Raw genomic sequence first — 17,230 nt, forward strand, 5'->3', positions numbered from 1 at the left:
TATCTGCGGATTATCGCATGAAATGATGCGAAATTTGTGATATGTCTCTATCCCCCCGCGATGTTTTATAGTGGTAGCACGAGAGGGGGAACGCAGAAAAATGAAAGCGATGTCAAGATCTATGGTGTGTGCTGCGCAGGCGAGGAGAACATTCTCCATAGTTTTGTTATGCATGATAATTCTGATGGGGATGTCTGGTTCAGTTGCTTCAATAGCCGATGCCTCTTCAACCGGACAAGCTGCTCTCATGAATATGGAAGGCGCGCCGTCTGTCAGTCCGACTAACAGCATAACGGTTACTTTTGCTAATGCGGTGTTAGAAGGTTACGGTATCGAGAAACGCGGTTCTGTCAATGAAGACGATGATACTTTGTATGACGGTGAAGGCTATATCTCTTACTTTTTTGACGAAATTGGAGGCGCTGCAGAACCCGTCGGCAGTGCAGCTTTTACTGTGGACGCTGCGAAAGCTGGGCTGTATGAGCTGAGTTTAGGCTACTACATCCCCGAAGGCTACGGGGATAAAGTAACCCGTATACAGATTAATGGTGAAGGCACCGGAGAGCTGACATTGGATGCGCCGGCAGCAGGTACGGTTCGTGCTGAGAAAATGGTCAGTAAGGTGCTGCTGAACGCGGGAAACAATACGATCCAAATTATGCGCGGATGGGGTTACTACGGCATTGAGCATATCAAGCTTGCACCCGCGGATGAAGCACCACTCAGTAACAAGCTGGATGCAGATGACAGCGTCAAGACTGGCACATTGAACAATCCCGAAGCGACAGCTGAGGCCAGAGCGCTAATGAGCTACTTGCTCAGCCAGTATGGACAGAAAATTATCTCTGGACAGCAGACGCTTGAAGATGTGGAGTGGATCAAGCAGCAAACGGGCAAATATCCAGCGATCTTCTCTACAGACTTGATGGATTACTCCCCTTCCCGCGTCGATCATGGAGCCTCCTCCACTGAGGTCGAGAAAATGATCGAATGGTACAAACGCGGGGGTATTGTGTCTTTATGCTGGCACTGGAATGCCCCGAAGGGAATCGGCGGCAATGAGCCTGGCAACGAGTGGTGGCGAGGCTTCTACACTGAATTTACAACCTTTGATGTGGAATATGCTCTTAATCATCCGGATTCTGAGGACTACCGGCTCCTGATTCGGGACATTGACGCCATCGCAGTTCAGTTGAAGCGATTGCAGGAGGCAAACGTGCCTGTGTTATGGCGACCGCTGCATGAGGCGGAGGGCACCTGGTTTTGGTGGGGAGCAAAAGGGCCCGAGCCGGCGAAACAGCTCTATCGTTTAATGTATGATCGGTTAACCAATGATCACAAGCTGAACAATCTGATCTGGGTGTGGAACTCGGAGAAGAAGGATTGGTATCCGGGAGATGATGTCGTAGATATGGTAAGCGTCGATATTTACAACCCTGCAGGCGACTATAATCCGAGCATCGCAAAATATGAAGCGCTTGTATCTTTGGCGGACAACAAGAAGATGGCTGCACTAGCGGAGAATGGGCCTATTCCGGATCCGGATGCTCTTCAGGAGTATGGCGCCGACTGGAGCTTCTTTAGTACCTGGACCGGCGACTACATCAGGGATGGCAAGACAAATACGATAGAACATTTGAAGAAGGTATATCAACACGATTACGTCATTACTCTCGACGAACTCCCGGCAGACCTGTACTCCAATCTTGATGATAAGGCTGAGAATGGCGAATCAGCAGGGATGACCGAAGCCAATGGACAGGAAAACAATTCGGAGGACGACAATGTCATCAGCATGGAGCCAAAAAACAGCTTCACGGATCTCGAAGGCCATTGGGCGAAGAACGACATTGAGCTGATGTTAAACAAGAAGATTGTTTTCGGGATTAGCCACGGACAATTTGCGCCGGATCGTCCAATTACGCGTGCCGAAGTCGCTGTGCTTATGGCTAGGGCGATGGGTCTTGATGCACAACCAGCAGCGGGCAAGTTCTCTGATGTCGCGAAGACGAGCTGGTACGCAAGCGCTGTTGAAGCTGTAAACGAAGCGGGAATCATGGACGGCTATGCTGACGGTAATTTCCAGCCGCATGCTCAGGTTACACAGGAGCAGTTGGCGGTATTGATCGTTCGCGCTGCAGCCCTTGCAGGTCAGCCACTTACTGAGACAGAGTATTCTCTGGCAGGAGTAACTTCAGAACGGTTTGCACCGCAGGAATGGGTGAATCGCGCGCAAGCTGTCGTCGTCATCAAGCGTCTAATGATGGATTTGAATCTCATCCATGCTTGATTCAATCGCCTAATTAATAAGAAGTCCGCTAGCTGTGGGTCATGCGCCTAATTTAATAGCTAGCGATCTTCTTTGTAATGCCCAAAATATACACAAATATGGAGTGAACATATATTGGCCATTTATATCGACGAGTCAAAGAAGATCTTTCATTTGCAATCAGATCACACAAGTTATGTTATTCAAGTAATAGACGGCTATCCTGTGCATACCTATTGGGGACAACGGCTTCAAGCAGATGGCGATTTGGCGGGGCTTGTGCCGGTTACGAGCAATGCATTTCTAGATACAATGCCTCAGGAATATCCGCAATATGGATCAGGTGATTTTCGTTCGCCTGCTTATCAGGTTCAGCTTGAGGATGGCAGCCGGATCACAGAACTTCGCTATAAAGGCTACTCTGTTTCAGCTGGAAAACCGGCTCTCGAAGGTTTGCCTTATGTATATACAGAGTCAGATGACGAAGCAGATACACTAGTATTGGAGCTTGAAGATGCATACACCGGGATGGTCGTCTTGTTAAGCTACAGCATGTTTACAGGAGGGGCGATTTCACGATCGGCTCGCTTTATCAACAAGGGCAATGGGAAGCTGAGGCTGCTGCGCGCCTTAAGTGCAAATGTTGATTTATATGGCAAGGGGGATCATGAGCTGCTATATCTCTCCGGTCATTGGGCACGGGAGGCTCATATTCAGCGCCGGCCGCTCGGCCCCGGTGGAACGAATTTGGGCAGCCGGCGAGGCATGAGCAGCCACCAGCATAACCCGTTTGCAGCGGTGGTTAGCCCAGATACAGGCGAGGATCATGGCGAGGTTTATGCCATGAATCTGGTGTACAGCGGCAATTTCCATGCTGAGGCGGAGGTCGATGGCTTCGGTCTCGTACGCATGGCGATTGGGCTGAACCCATTCGACTTTGCCTGGACGCTCCAGCCAGGGGAGTCTTTTCAAACACCTGAGGCTGTATTAGTTTATTCCGCTGAAGGGCTTGGAGGCATGTCGAGAATCTATCATCGCCTGTATCGGAAACGTCTCTGCCGTGGAGTCCATCGGGATCAGGAACGTCCGATACTCGTCAATAATTGGGAAGCGACGTATTTTAATTTTAATGCGGACAAAATCGAAACGATCGCGGAGGCAGGAGCCGAGCTTGGGATCGAGCTTTTCGTGCTTGATGATGGCTGGTTCGGCAAGAGAGACAGCGACAACAGTTCCCTCGGGGACTGGGTCGAGGATCGCCGTAAACTGCCGAACGGACTTTGTGATTTAGCAGAAAGAATTAATCGGCACGGGCTGAAGTTCGGTCTATGGTTCGAGCCGGAGATGATATCGCCGGATAGCGAACTATATCGTGCTCATCCTGACTGGTGTCTGCATGTAGCCGGCCGGCGCCGCTCAGAAGCGCGCTGGCAGCTGGTGTTGGATCTGTCGCGGCCGGAGGTGCGTGACTATCTGTATGATGCGTTAGCCCGTATTTTCACAGACGTTCCAATTGCGTATGTCAAATGGGACATGAACCGCGCGCTGACAGAGATCGGTTCTGCCACAGCTTCGCCAGAGCATCAACAGGAGATTGCGCATCGTTATATGCTTGGGCTTTATGAATTGCTGGAGAGGTTAACCACGGCGTTTCCAGAAATTTTGTTTGAAGGCTGTGCCAGCGGTGGCGGACGCTTTGATCCAGGGATGCTCTACTACATGCCGCAGGTCTGGACAAGCGATAATACCGATGCCGTGGAGCGATTAAAAATTCAATATGGAACCAGTCTGATTTATCCGGTAAGCACCATCGGAGCCCACGTATCTGCGGTGCCCAATCATCAGGTCGGCCGGGAAACACCGCTCAAAATGCGCGGTGAGGTAGCTATGTCCGGAAATTTTGGCTACGAGCTAGACCTGACGAAATTCAGTGAGGCGGAGAAAGCCCAAGTTAAGGAGCATATTGCCATGTATAAGGAGATACGCGCTCTTGTGCAGCAGGGTGATCTCTATCGCCTCAAAAGTCCGTTTGACGGTGATGAGACATCCTGGATGTTTGTGTCAGAGGATAAAACCGAGGCGCTCGTGTTCTTCTTCCGGGTGCTTGCCAAGCCGAATCCTGTATCTGGCATGCTGCGGCTTAAGGGGCTTGATGGGTCTCTTGCCTACACCATAAAAGGAAACGACGGCATTGTCGGGACATACCGCGGCGATCGTTTAATGCAGGCCGGTCTGATGATTCCCCAGCTTGCAGGCGATTACGCCAGCACTTGGTTCAGGTTAATTGCGGCGCATTAAGCTCATAGTCAAGACAGAGTATATGTCGGAACTTATAACAATTAAAGTGATGAGTACGTAAAGAAAGGATGTCTCAAAGCTGCTGCTTTGCAGTCATCCTTTCTTTATATGCAGTTTCGAATCGCTGTCGCGAGGAGTTTTCACACATCCTGAAAACGAATGATTGTTTCTGAAATTATTGTAGATTATAGAATGAAATTCTACGAAATCTGCGATATGTCTCCAGCTCGTCCTATGCCTTATGCTTAAGGAAAGAGAGGGGGGAAACGGTGAGATGAAAGCGATAACATTGAAAAACCAAACCGGCAGCGGACGGAGTAATAAGCCGCAAAGGTGGAAGGTGTTTAAAAATCAGAAGTACCTTTATCTAATGTCCATTCCTTTTGTAATCTGGGTTTTTGTGTTTCAGTATTTACCGCTCTGGGGCTGGACGATGGCTTTTCAGAACTACAAGCCAGGCAAGGGCTTTTTTGAACAGAAATGGGTTGGACTAGAGCATTTCCAAATGCTGTTCCGCGATGATCACTTCTATTTGGTGCTTAGAAACACAATGGCTATGAGTATTATGGGGCTTGTAGCAGGTTTTGTATTTCCGGTACTGTTTGCACTGTTGCTAAACGAGGTGCGGGTTCAGGCCATGAAGCGGTTTGTACAGACGGTTTCATATCTGCCGCACTTTGTATCCTGGGTAGTTGCGGCGGGGATCGTCACCAAGATGCTGTCGACAGATGGCGGAGCTGTAAATGCTGTGTTAATGAGCCTGAATCTTATTGATGAACCGATTCAGTTTATGTCGAAGGGTCATCTATTTTGGGGGATTGTGACGGTAGCCGACGTCTGGAAGGAGACAGGCTGGAACGCCATTATTTATCTGGCCGCCATTTCAGGGATCGGGCCTGAGCTTTATGAGGCTGCAAGGGTTGACGGTGCCAGCCGCCTGAAGCAAATATGGCATATTACGCTGCCTGGCATTCGATCAACGATTATCGTCCTGTTGATTATTTCGATCGGCCATCTCGTAGGGATCGGATTTGAGAAGCAGTTCCTGCTCGGCAACCATATGGTCAAGGACTATTCCGAAGTGTTGGATCTGTATGCTCTGAATTACGGCTTATCTATGGGCAGATTTTCCTTTGGTACGGCAATTAACATTTTCAACTCGATGATCAGCTTGATTCTGCTATTTGTAGCGAACGGAATGTTCAAGAAATTCGCAAATGAAAGCATCATGTAAACTTACAAGCATCCTATAAAGGAGGGGCTTCAGACATGGGCGCAGCCGATTCGGCATCCACCCTTAAGATAAAGCGGCCGAGAGCGGTCTCCCGATCTCCCCAAGACTGGATTTTTAATATAGCCGTATATCTGCTCGTTGGCATCATTACTATCATTACGCTCTATCCATTCTTAAACGTACTGGCTATTTCGTTCAATGACTCTGTCGACACAGTTCGAGGGGGCGTGACGATCTATCCAAGAAAATTCACTCTGGAAAATTACAAGCAAATTTTCAGCTACAGCAGCTTGCTTACTGGCTTCAAAATTTCGGTGTACCGTACACTTGCGGGTACATTGGCAGGCCTTGTCAGCGGCTCTATGGTCGCTTATACTTTGGCGCGGACGGATTTTCAGGGAAGAAAATTCGTCTCGACATTCTTGGCTATCACCATGTATGTATCGGGCGGCCTGATTCCTGGCTTTATTCTGATCAAGAACCTGGATATGATCAATACTTTTGCGGTCTATATTTTACCAGGGCTTGTAAGCGCCTTTAATATTTTCGTCATTCGTTCTTTTATCGACGGCCTCCCTTTTGCCCTTCAAGAATCAGCCAAGATAGACGGGGCAAACGACTTTACCATTTACTGGCGCATCATCCTGCCATTATGCAAACCTGCGCTTGCTACAGTTGCGCTGTTCCTGGCCGTCGGACAATGGAACTCATGGTTTGACACCTATCTTTACAACGGTTCCAATGACGCTTTGACGACACTACAGTATGAGTTAATGAAAGTGTTGCAGAGCACAACGACCAATGCCAATAATATGCGTGGAGGCAATATGACAGAGCTGATGGCGCAAGTGTCCCCGGATTCTGTCAAAATGGCGATTACCATCGTAGCGACAGTTCCGATTCTGGTCGTCTACCCATTCCTGCAGAAATACTTTGTCAAAGGGATGACGCTTGGCGCTGTAAAAAGCTGATACGCCAGCGGCATTCTCTCATGCTTCTGATTGATATATCCGGCCTTTTCATCGAATTAATTAAAGGGGTGTTTCATATTATGAAGACTAAGTTCAAGAAAACTACGATTTCTGTCTTAGCATCCGTTCTCCTGCTAGGCCAGCTTATCGGCTGCAGCGGCAGCTCAGGCGGAAAAAATGCGTCTAATGCCACAAATTCGACGGGCAACAACGCATCTCCTATAACACTAACCTATTTCACACAAGATCCTAGCGCCAACTGGAATAATATGCAGGATCGAATAGGGAAAATCATTACTGAAAAAACAGGCGTCGTGTTGGATGCCGAATTTGCGGTAGGCGATCCTACACAGAAGGTAGCGATTATGGCGGCAACTGGCGAAGTGCCTGATCTGATCGCGGCCAAAGCGGACATCGGCAAGCTGGTTGATGTGGGTGCGATTCTCGACCTGACAGACCTGATTGAGGAGCATGCTCCGAACATTAAGAAAATGCTGGGCGACAAAATTCAACGGGCAAAATACAGCCTGGAGGATCAAGCGATCTATACGATTCCAACCTGGTCTGCCATTGACGAACGCAAGCTCAAGCCTGATTACGGCTTTCAACTGCAGCACCGTGTCGTAAAGGAGGCAGGGTATCCTGAGATCCGCACCGTTCAAGATTTTGAGAAGGTGATCAAGGAATATCTGGACAAACATCCTACGGATGAGAACGGCAATCCGAACATCGGACTGACGCTCAACGCTGATGACTGGCATATGTATCAGGTAACAAATATGGGCTTCTTTACGACAGGCGCGCCGGATGACGGCGAGTATTATGTCGATCAGGAAACATTTGATGTGACATACCATTTCCGTCGTCCTGAGGAACGCGAATATTTCCGCTGGCTGAACCATATGAACTCCATCGGGCTGCTGGACAAGGAAAGCTTCGTACAGAAAACAGATCAATTCAAAGCTAAGGTTGCATCCGGACGGGTGCTCGGCCTGATTGACCCAGCATGGGACTATGGCGAAGCGCAGAATGCTCTAAAAGCAGAAGGAAAATTCGATCAAACCTATGGTCATTACCCGGTTACAATGTCCAAAGAGTACAAGGATACCAGCTTCTGGCCGGCAGGCTTTGACGGAGGCTACGGCATAGCCATTTCGGCAGACTGCAAAGACCCGGTAGCTGCTATTAAGTTCCTCGACTATTTGGCTTCAGAAGCAGGTCAGATTTTGATTAACTGGGGCGTTGAAGGCATAGATTATATTGTTCAGGACGGCAAGAGAGTGGTGCCAAAAGAAACCCAAGACAAAATGGATAAGGAAGGCAATGCCTATCTGAAGGAATCGGGCCTGGGATTGTACTGGAATCTTACGGTTCATTACGGAGATGGCATCCAGGATTCAACGGGCAACTACTATACCAAGAATAACCGGGAAATGCTGATAGCTACTTTCAGCGAGCCTGAAAAAGAGGCATTGCAGGCTTACAACGTCGAGACCTGGAGGGATCTGTTCCCGCAGGAAGAGGAGTTCCCTGAAAGAAAAGCGGGCGCAGCTTACAATATCGTTCTGCCTAGCGACAGCAAAGCTACAATCCTAATGCAAAAAATGAAAGATATTACGTGGAAGCGTATCCCTGAGGCGATTATGGCCAACCCGAACCAATTCGATAAAATCTGGGATGATTATATGGCGGAGCTGGAGAAAGCAGGCGTAAAAGAGATGGAAGAGGCTTACGGACAATTCGTCAAGGATCGCGTTAAGCTCTGGAACGGTGAATAGATCCCGAGCAGCGATTTATGGATAATGACAGCCGCTGAGCGAAATCCGGCGGAGTAGAAAGGTAGGGATACCATGCAAACGATGAATATAACACCATGCAACCCCAAAGCTTCCGATGAAGTAAGGTCGGTTCTCAACTATCTCAGCGAAATTAGAGGAAAAGGCATTATTACAGGACAGCATACGCAGACGATCGCGCAGGATGAGCTGCATTACATTCGTGAAGTAACGGGTAAACAGCCCGCACTATGCGGTTTCGAGCTGCTAGGCTATTCCCCGAATATCAATTATAGTGACAGCGGCGAAGAATGCTTGCTGGAAGTCGAAGAAAGCAAGGGCACGCTGCAAAAAGCTTGGGAATGGGCGGAGAAAGAGAACGGCTTGATCACCTTTACCTGGCACTGGTTCTCCCCGCTTGGCGGCCGGGATAAGAGCTTTTATACAGAGCATACCGATTTTGACGCAGCGAAAGCAACTGTGGAAGGTACCGCAGAACACACGGCCTTGCTGTCCGATATGGACGATATGGCCGAAATTTTACGGGAATTCCGTGACAAACGGATTCCGATCTTGTGGCGGCCCTTTCACGAAGCGGAAGGAACCTGGTTCTGGTGGGGCAGCAAAGGCCCTGAAGTGGCCAAGCAATTATACCGAATCATGTACGAAAGATATACCAAGCACCACGATTTGACGAATTTGATCTGGGTGTGGAACTCACCAACCCCTGAAGGCTATGTCGGGGACGATGTTGTTGACATCATTTCAAGAGATTTATATCCGCCAGCCCACCAGCATACGGATTTACGGCAGGAATATGAGGAGCTGATTCGCATTACGCCTACTCCGAAGCTTGCCGCTCTCGGAGAAATTGGTCCGATTCCATGCGTCAGGAGTTTGTCCGAATCGCGAATTCCGTGGCTGTGGTTTATGACCTGGTCCAACGATTTTGGCAAAACGGATAAATTCACCGGAAAAGAGGTATTGCGCAGCGCTTATCACAGCGACTATGCTATTACCTTGGATCAGCTGCCGAAACTATACTAAGTTACCGCCTAAACCAGCCCAAACGATTCATTAGGGGCTGGTTTTGGTTTGGTTAGCACAACATCGCACACTAAGCTGGCGGACACTGAGCGGGAACACTAAGGCGGACAAGGCGGCGGACATTAAGTCACACATTAAGTCGCACACTAAGGCGGACACTAAGTCGCACACTAAATGGAATTCATGTATCTAATTTTGCTCTAAACGAAGATTATAGGGAATTAGATGGATTTTATGCACCTAAATTCAAGAATCCCGCCCATGATCGCCATCTCCCTTCTTTTAACAACATGAAATCCATCTAAATCCACGTAACCTTCTTTGCCGCATAAACTAACTACTATAAATCCATCTAGATAAGTTGAACTATTAAAATGCCGCCTTTCTTCATAAACTAATCCTGTTGGGCAGCCATTATATTTATCCGGTCAGGTCACCACATCAAATATAATCATGAACAAGCCAACCGTTGCGGTTGGATAACCACCGAACCGAGCTTAGCAACTTGTGCATTTTTAATGCCAAGCGGCTTCAGCTTAAAAATGCCCTCCGGTAGCGAAATCCGCAACGATCCATCATAGCCAGAAGTCATGCCCCCAGCGGCAGCATCCCCATGCTTTCACTCCCCTTATTTAAAAACTCAACATCTTAAATTATAGTTTGTATACTGATACATGACGGCAGCTAGCGATTTACAACCGCCGCGTTTCATGTGAAGATGAAGTGAAGAATAGGAAATATTCAGTGGTTATAGATTAACTGATGGTGGTGACGCCATGTTCAAAATTATGCTAATCGAAGACGATGCCAGCTTGTTCGGCGAAATCCGGGAACGGCTGCAGCAATGGAGTTATGATGTATATGGAATCGAGGATTTCAGCAGCGTAATGCAGGAGTTCACCGCGGTAAAACCCGATCTCGTCCTTATTGATATTCAGCTACCGAAGTTCGACGGCTTTCACTGGTGCCGGATGATTCGCGCCCATTCCCATGTGCCGATTATCTTCCTGTCTTCACGCGACCATCCTACGGATATGGTCATGTCCATGCAGCTGGGAGCGGATGATTTCATTCAGAAGCCTTTTCATTTCGAGGTGCTTGTAGCGAAGATCCAGGCCACCCTGCGCCGCGTCTACGATTACAATACCGAAGCAGTCTCGCTGCGAACCTGGTGCGGAGCGACGGTCGACTATGAGCAGAACACGGTGACGAATGCCGCAGGTACCATTGAGCTGACCAAAAATGAAATTTACATCTTAAAGCTGCTCATCGAGCAGAAGAACAAGATCGTCACCCGGGAGGAGCTGATCAAGAGCCTCTGGGACGACGAACGTTTCATCAGCGACAATACGCTGACGGTTAACGTCAACCGGCTCCGCAAGAAGCTGGACGAGCTTGATTTAGGCCGCATGATCGAAACGAAGGTCGGGCAGGGCTACATCGCGATTCAGGAAGGTGAAGGCCGTGATTAGAAAGTTCCTGATCGAACGCCGCAGCTGGATTCTGCTCGTCATCGTCCTGCAGCTGCTTACCTTATCCGTAGCCTACCTGGATGCGGATATCCCGATGGACTCGCTGCTCTACATTGTCTTTTTATCGACGATGATCTTCGTTATTTTCCTGGTCGTCCGTTATCATCAAGAGACCCGCTTCTATAAAAACCTGGAGCAATGGGAGCCGCATCTCGACGTAACGGGCTTAGCGGAAGGGCGCCGCCCTTTCGAGACGGCTACCCGCACCCTGCTCCTGCAGCAGACGGAACGGCTTAGGCAGGAGGCCGCGTATAATCGCACTGCGCTTGAGGAGGAGAAGGATTACCTCTTGTCGTGGATCCATGAGGTGAAGACACCGCTGAGCGCCATGCATCTCATGCTGGAGCGGCTGGAGGAGGAGCCCCTGAAGACGCAGCTGACCTACGAATGGCTGCGCATCCATCTTCTGCTCGATCAGCAGCTGCACCAGAAGCGAATGCCGTCCATGGAAAATGATCTGTATGTCGAGGAAATCGATTTGAAGGCTCTGCTCTTCACAGAAATTCGCACGCTGCGGTCATGGTGCATGCAGAAGGGCATCGGTTTTGACGTGGATTTAGAGATGACCTGGATCCTTAGCGATGCCAAGTGGCTCGCCTTCATTCTCCGCCAGCTGTTGACCAATGCCGTGAAGTACAGCGAAGCTGGAGACATTTCCGTGAACAGCCGCACCCGCGGCGACCTCACCGTGCTGGAAGTGCAGGATCACGGGCGCGGGATTGATCCGCGCGATCTCCCGCGCATTTTCGATAAGGGCTTCACTTCCACAACCAAGCATCATGAGGATAAAGCAACGGGGATGGGACTATACTTAGCCAATAAGGCTGCCCAAGCGCTCCATATTCGCATCGAGGCCGAGTCCAGGCCGGGAGTTGGCACGACGATGAGGCTTGTTTTTCCGCAGCGGAATGCGTTCGTGCAAATTCAGGGGGAATAGCACAGGCATGTGACAGCATTGTCACATGCCTTATTCATTTGTTCGGCGAAACGAAGGAACAAGGCTGCGATCCCTTTTATAATAGAGCTAGAGAACAAAGGAGTGTGGAGAAATGGCGATACTGGAAGCTACGAAAATCCATAAAAGCTACGGCAATAAATACAATAAACAAGAAGTCTTAAAAGGGATCGACCTGAGCATCGAGCAAGGGGAATTCGTAAGTATCATGGGGGCGTCCGGCTCCGGAAAAACAACGCTGCTGAACGTCCTCTCTTCCATCGATCAGGTGAGCGGCGGCATCGTGCTCATCGAAGGCCAGGAAATGACGGGTATGAAGGAGAAAGAGCTGGCAGAATTCCGCAAGCGGCATTTGGGGTTTATTTTTCAGGAATATAACCTGCTGGACTCGCTCACCGTGAAGGAGAACATTCTGCTTCCCTTGTCGATTTCCAAAGTATCCAAGAAAGAAGCAGACCGTAAGTTTCAGACTGTCGCAACCGAGCTGGGCATTTATGAGCTGAAGGACAAATACCCGAACGAAATTTCCGGCGGGCAGAAGCAGCGCACCTCGGCCGCCCGGGCGTTCATTCATGAGCCGAGTATTATTTTTGCGGATGAGCCAACAGGGGCGCTGGATTCCAAGTCGGCCTCCGATTTGCTGAACAAGCTGAGCGAGCTGAACGAGAAACGGCAGGCAACGATCGTCATGGTGACGCATGATCCGGTTGCCGCGAGCTACTGCGGGCGGGTGATTTTCATCAAGGATGGGCAGATTTACACGCAGTTAAATAAAGGGGAAGAGACAAGGCAGACGTTCTTCAAAGACATTATGAAGACGCAGGGGTTGCTAGGAGGGGTGCAGGTTGAGCATTAATTACATCATTCTCCGCAACCTGAAGAAGAACGCCAAGAACTATTACCTGTACGTTTTCGCCCTCATCTTCAGCGTTGCGCTTTATTTTGCCTTCGTTACGCTGCAGTACGACCCTGCCATGGATGAGATCAAAGGAAGCATCAAGGGCGGTGCAGCGATGAGGGCTGGATCCGTCCTGCTGGTGGTCATCGTGTCGGTGTTCCTGCTGTACGCCAATAATCTGTTCATCAAGCGGCGCAGTAAAGAGATCGGTCTATTTCAATTGATCGGATTGACCAAGAACCGGATCTTCCGCATCCTGACGGCGGAGAATTTCATTCTCTATTTCGGTTCGATGCTGGTTGGGATGTTCGTGGGGTTTTCTTTTTCCAAGCTGATTATTATGATTTTGTTCAAAATTACCGGTGTGGAGTCCGGGGCAGCGCTAAGGTTCTCCACTCAGGCTTTCATTCAGACACTCATCATATTCCTGGCGATTTATGCACTCATCATGCTGATGAATTATGCGTTCATGAAGCGGCAGAGCATTCTGTCCCTCTTCCGGGTGCTGTCTTCGACTGAGGAGAAGGTGAAGAAGGTGTCCATGTGGGAGATGATTCTCGGTATCATCGGCTTAGCGTTGATCGCGCTCGGTTATTACATTTCAACGAGGCTGTTCAGCGGAGACTTTGTTGAAATGATTCAACTGTTCCTAGCGATGGTTGGCATCCTTGGCTCAGTCATTTTGGGTACGTACTTGTTCTATAAGGGGTCGGTACGGTTCATCTTCTATTTGATACGCAGGAAAAAAGATGGATATCTGAACATCAACGAAGTTCTGTCACTCTCTTCCATCATGTTCCGCATGAAATCCAACGCGCTGCTGCTGACCATTATTACGACGGTATCCGCACTGGCCATCGGCCTGTTGTCGCTCAGCTACATTGCCTATTACTCGGCTGAACGGTCGGGAAAAAACGACGTGCCTAACGACTTCGCCTTTACAGTTCAGGCAGATGCGGACAAGTTCAAAGCGGCTTTAACCTCCGGCGGCATTCCGTTCCAGGAGACGTTCATTGAAGTGCTTCAGGTTAAGGGGGACTTCGGTCAGGTTATAGAGAACCGCTTCGGAAATGATGCCTCTGATACCAAAATCATATCCGTTAGCGTCATTAGCGATGCATCGGTCGATCAGCTTGATCTGTCCGAGGGGGAGACGCTTTTGAGGGGGTATAACGACGTAATGCAAAACTTCCTTGCCATTCAAGATAGCGGTGAAATCCAGCTGATGGGACGGGAGAATTCCGTTCCGCTGCAAATTCGTGCCTTTGAACGCCAATACCCTGTCTCCTGGCATTACACCGGCGGTTTTCCGATCGTGGTAGTAGATCAATCCGTATTCGAGCGCTTGAAGCAGGATGCCGACCCGAAAATTCAAAAGGATTCCCCCGCATATATCGGAATCAATATTGCTAATCCGACCAAGCTGGAGGAAGCGAACGCGGTATTTGAGGAACTGGCACTGGATCAGAACCAGGCAAATGAATCGCAGTTGGGCGTCATACGCAACCAGAAGCAAACAATGGGACTGATCATGTTCGTGGTTGGCTTCCTAGGCCTCACCTTCCTGATGACCTCTGGCTGCATTCTATACTTCAAGCAGATGGATGAAAGCGAGGAAGAGAAGCCGAATTACACGATATTAAGAAAGCTCGGCTTCACCCAAGGAGATTTGTTAAAAGGGATTCAGGCCAAACAATTGTTCAACTTCGGCATTCCGCTGCTGGTGGGACTGCTGCACAGCTACTTCGCCGTCAAATCGGGCTGGTTCCTGTTTGGCACCGAGCTGTGGACGCCGATGATTCTGGTCATGCTGCTGTATACGGCGCTCTACTCCATCTTCGCGATTCTGTCGGTGCTGTATTACAAACGGGTGATTCGGGAGTCCTTGTAAGGAACATGACTTCAAAGGCGGACCGTAAACTTTGCACCCCATGCCATGACCTAGTAGAAATTAAAAATGCAGAGCAGATGTTATATCTGCTCTGTCAGAATATTGAGACATTGTGAAGACCTTAATAAATGCTAGGCTTTAGTCTGTAGAACAGGATTAGCAATATCGGAAGTAAAGACAGTAGTCGTCTATTAGTCAGCTCATCCTAGTCGAATATTCATATATAAACTCGCTCAGGAGGAGAAAATCTGTAAATGTATATGAAAATTCATATATATTTGGTCGTTTAGCCGTAATGCCGCTTATTATATTCGAATTATCGAATACATTCTCAGGAGAGCAACGAAATAACGCTTGAATCAGAAGTATTCAATCTTTATTATAACTGGAGAAATTCGTGAATTGCAGCAAGACTTATTATATCGGGACAATATTGATTCAGCTTCAAAACAGTGAGCCATATTATAAGCGACTGCGAAATGTATAAGATATTTAACAGAAGTACACCCACTCGGTACACTCAAATTGTCGAGAAACCCACGTCATTATGACGTTGGGTTTCCTTTCTTTCATTAAGAAGGCTGTCGAGACTTTCTCGACAGCCTGGCCGAGCAGATATTACATTCTGCTCGGTTCTTTGTATTTAGGAGCGCCTAGAAATCGATGGTTCTTCCGCCCGTTTATAACGCACGTCATCGTCCCCTTGATCCGGGCTGCCCGGTGCCGAGTTGCCGCCGTCCAGCACAGCTTCTTCCTTCACATAGTCCTCCAAGTCTTCCTTCGGCGTTGCGGTCACTGCACGCACATTGGCCCATTCGCGGATCGCCCGGATTTGCTCGGCTTGGGTAATCGACAGCGGCACCGTGTTTACGATGGCCCGCTCGAAATCCCCCAATCGAATCGAACGATCCACCGCATAAGCTTCAAACAAAGCATCAATGACCAATTGTTCGATTTCCGCTCCGACGAAGCCCTCGCATTTTTCCGCCAAATCGTCCAGCACCTCGTCCGTTAACTGGAAATCCCCAATGACCTCCGGGTGCGTCAGGCGTCTGCCCATATGAACCTTCAGAATTTCCTTCCGCTCCCGCTTGGTCGGCAGGTCAACAAAGAAAATTTCGTCAAAGCGGCCTTTCCGCATAAGCTCCGGAGGTAATCCGGCAATGTTATTGGCCGTGGCTACCACGAACACCTGGCTTGTCTTCTCCTGCATCCAGGTCAGGAACTGGGCAAACACACGGGCGGATGTCCCGCCATCGCCGCTGCTGGATGTCGCACTGAAGCCCTTCTCGATCTCGTCGATCCACAAAATGCAAGGCGAGATCGCTTCGGCGGTCTTGATCGCTTTGCGCATATTCTCTTCGCTGCTGCCTACAAAGCCGCTAAAAATTTTTCCAACATCAAGCCGCAGCAAAGGCAGCTGCCACATAGAGCTGATGGATTTACTGATCAGGCTTTTTCCACAGCCCGGTACGCCTGTGATCAGCACCCCTTTAGGAGAAGGCAAGCCATATTTGCTGGCCGAATCCAGCCAGGATTTATTCCGTCTCGTCAGCCAGCGCTTCAGGTTTTCTAAGCCGCCGACATCCTCCATCCGCAGTTCGCTACGGATAAACTCCAAAATGCCCGTCTTCTTGATAATTTGCTCCTTCTCTTCGAGAATAACCTCAACATCCCGGATATCCAGCTGGCCGTCTTCCACCATCGCACGGGCAAATGCATTCTCAGCCTCGGATAGCGTCAAACCAAGCGCCGCTTTGGCGATGCGCTCCCGCTCCTCGGCCGTAACTTCGATTTGAATGCGCCCTCTATTCTCGTTAACGGCAATCATTTCATCCAGCACGGTTTTGATTTCGTTAAAGGACGGCAGTTCAAAATCAACGATCGTGATATCCTTCTGCAGTTCCTCCGGCAGGACTAGAAACGGCGATGTAAAAATGACATTGATCGGGTTCGGGTTCTGCTTAATGCGAATCAATATGTCACGCAGCTTCCGGATAACCTGGTAATCCGCTGCTCTCCCTTGACCTCCAAAATAAATATGAAAGTCCTGCAGCACGACAATGCAGGGACTATCGTATTTCTCAATGAACTCCAGCGCCTTCAAAGGCTGCTTGGTGTCATCGCGGGAATGGCCGCTCACATCCACGATACCCGTTGTCATGCGCCAAACCAGCACTTCCCTTGGCGTCTTGATCAGCGGAATATCCTGCGCAATGGAGCGAATGACTGACATGGCGCGGTCTTCCTCCCAGGTCTGGATATATAGGTAAGGAAACCTTGCCTTTAGCAGATTGGCTAGCAAGGTTCTGGTTTTCGATTGCGTTCCTGATGCGGGTACAGTCATTGGCGTTCCTGCC

The 17,230-nt window shown here is 49.2% G+C and carries 11 protein-coding genes; 10 read left to right on the forward strand and 1 reads right to left on the reverse strand.

Going from position 1 to position 17,230, the window contains the following annotated elements:
• Positions 1 to 172: 172 nt before the first annotated feature.
• The 10 genes from GNP95_RS24335 to GNP95_RS24380 all read left to right on the forward strand — a co-directional run bounded on the left by GNP95_RS24335 (position 173) and on the right by GNP95_RS24380 (position 14,870).
• Positions 173 to 2,290 carry a glycosyl hydrolase gene (locus GNP95_RS24335; RefSeq protein WP_230873988.1) on the forward strand — a complete coding sequence of 706 codons (2,118 nt, stop codon included), beginning with the start codon at positions 173 to 175 and terminating at the stop codon, positions 2,288 to 2,290.
• A gap of 114 nt (positions 2,291 to 2,404) precedes the next feature.
• The gene (locus GNP95_RS24340) at positions 2,405 to 4,567 is read left to right on the forward strand and encodes an alpha-galactosidase (protein WP_155613409.1); all 2,163 of its coding nucleotides are present in this window, start codon (positions 2,405 to 2,407) and stop codon (positions 4,565 to 4,567) included.
• Between the two features lie 274 nt (positions 4,568 to 4,841).
• Positions 4,842 to 5,801: an ABC transporter permease gene (locus GNP95_RS24345; protein WP_155613410.1), complete on the forward strand. Its 960-nt coding sequence runs from the start codon at positions 4,842 to 4,844 to the stop codon at positions 5,799 to 5,801.
• A 35-nt stretch (positions 5,802 to 5,836) separates the two neighbouring features.
• On the forward strand, positions 5,837 to 6,772 hold the full coding sequence (locus tag GNP95_RS24350) for a carbohydrate ABC transporter permease (RefSeq protein ID WP_155613411.1): 936 nt from the start codon (positions 5,837 to 5,839) through the stop codon (positions 6,770 to 6,772).
• 80 nt (positions 6,773 to 6,852) lie between these two features.
• On the forward strand, positions 6,853 to 8,550 hold the full coding sequence (locus tag GNP95_RS24355; RefSeq protein WP_155613412.1) for an ABC transporter substrate-binding protein: 1,698 nt from the start codon (positions 6,853 to 6,855) through the stop codon (positions 8,548 to 8,550).
• A gap of 81 nt (positions 8,551 to 8,631) precedes the next feature.
• On the forward strand, positions 8,632 to 9,594 hold the full coding sequence (locus GNP95_RS24360) for a glycosyl hydrolase (protein ID WP_196427307.1): 963 nt from the start codon (positions 8,632 to 8,634) through the stop codon (positions 9,592 to 9,594).
• 776 nt (positions 9,595 to 10,370) lie between these two features.
• Entirely contained in the window at positions 10,371 to 11,066 is a 696-nt protein-coding gene (locus GNP95_RS24365; RefSeq protein WP_155613414.1) for a response regulator transcription factor, read from the forward strand.
• Positions 11,059 to 12,063, forward strand: coding sequence for a sensor histidine kinase (locus tag GNP95_RS24370; protein WP_330163606.1), 1,005 nt, complete (start codon positions 11,059 to 11,061; stop codon positions 12,061 to 12,063). The genes GNP95_RS24365 and GNP95_RS24370 overlap by 8 nt, the downstream gene beginning before the upstream one ends.
• A gap of 112 nt (positions 12,064 to 12,175) precedes the next feature.
• A complete protein-coding gene (locus tag GNP95_RS24375) occupies positions 12,176 to 12,937 on the forward strand; it encodes an ABC transporter ATP-binding protein (RefSeq protein WP_155613415.1) in 762 nt (253 codons plus the stop codon).
• Positions 12,927 to 14,870, forward strand: coding sequence for an FtsX-like permease family protein (locus GNP95_RS24380; protein WP_155613416.1), 1,944 nt, complete (start codon positions 12,927 to 12,929; stop codon positions 14,868 to 14,870). The genes GNP95_RS24375 and GNP95_RS24380 overlap by 11 nt, the downstream gene beginning before the upstream one ends.
• Before the next feature lie 643 nt (positions 14,871 to 15,513).
• Here the strand turns inward: GNP95_RS24380 and GNP95_RS24385 are convergent.
• Positions 15,514 to 17,217: an AAA family ATPase gene (locus tag GNP95_RS24385; RefSeq protein ID WP_230873989.1), complete on the reverse strand. Its 1,704-nt coding sequence runs from the start codon at positions 17,215 to 17,217 to the stop codon at positions 15,514 to 15,516.
• Positions 17,218 to 17,230: the final 13 nt, after the last annotated feature.

It is taken from the genome of Paenibacillus woosongensis (assembly GCF_009725165.1).
In the GTDB taxonomy this organism is placed as follows: Bacteria; Bacillota; Bacilli; order Paenibacillales; family Paenibacillaceae; genus Fontibacillus; species Fontibacillus woosongensis.

Coding starts and splice junctions, on each gene's coding strand:
- GNP95_RS24335 (WP_230873988.1), top strand. CDS start 173: ATGATAATTCTGATGGGGATGTCTGGTTCAGTTGCTTCAATAGCCGAT.
- GNP95_RS24345 (WP_155613410.1), top strand. CDS start 4,842: ATGAAAGCGATAACATTGAAAAACCAAACCGGCAGCGGACGGAGTAAT.
- GNP95_RS24350 (WP_155613411.1), top strand. CDS start 5,837: ATGGGCGCAGCCGATTCGGCATCCACCCTTAAGATAAAGCGGCCGAGA.
- GNP95_RS24355 (WP_155613412.1), top strand. CDS start 6,853: ATGAAGACTAAGTTCAAGAAAACTACGATTTCTGTCTTAGCATCCGTT.
- GNP95_RS24360 (WP_196427307.1), top strand. CDS start 8,632: ATGAATATAACACCATGCAACCCCAAAGCTTCCGATGAAGTAAGGTCG.
- GNP95_RS24365 (WP_155613414.1), top strand. CDS start 10,371: ATGTTCAAAATTATGCTAATCGAAGACGATGCCAGCTTGTTCGGCGAA.
- GNP95_RS24375 (WP_155613415.1), top strand. CDS start 12,176: ATGGCGATACTGGAAGCTACGAAAATCCATAAAAGCTACGGCAATAAA.
- GNP95_RS24385 (WP_230873989.1), bottom strand. CDS start 17,217: ATGACTGTACCCGCATCAGGAACGCAATCGAAAACCAGAACCTTGCTA.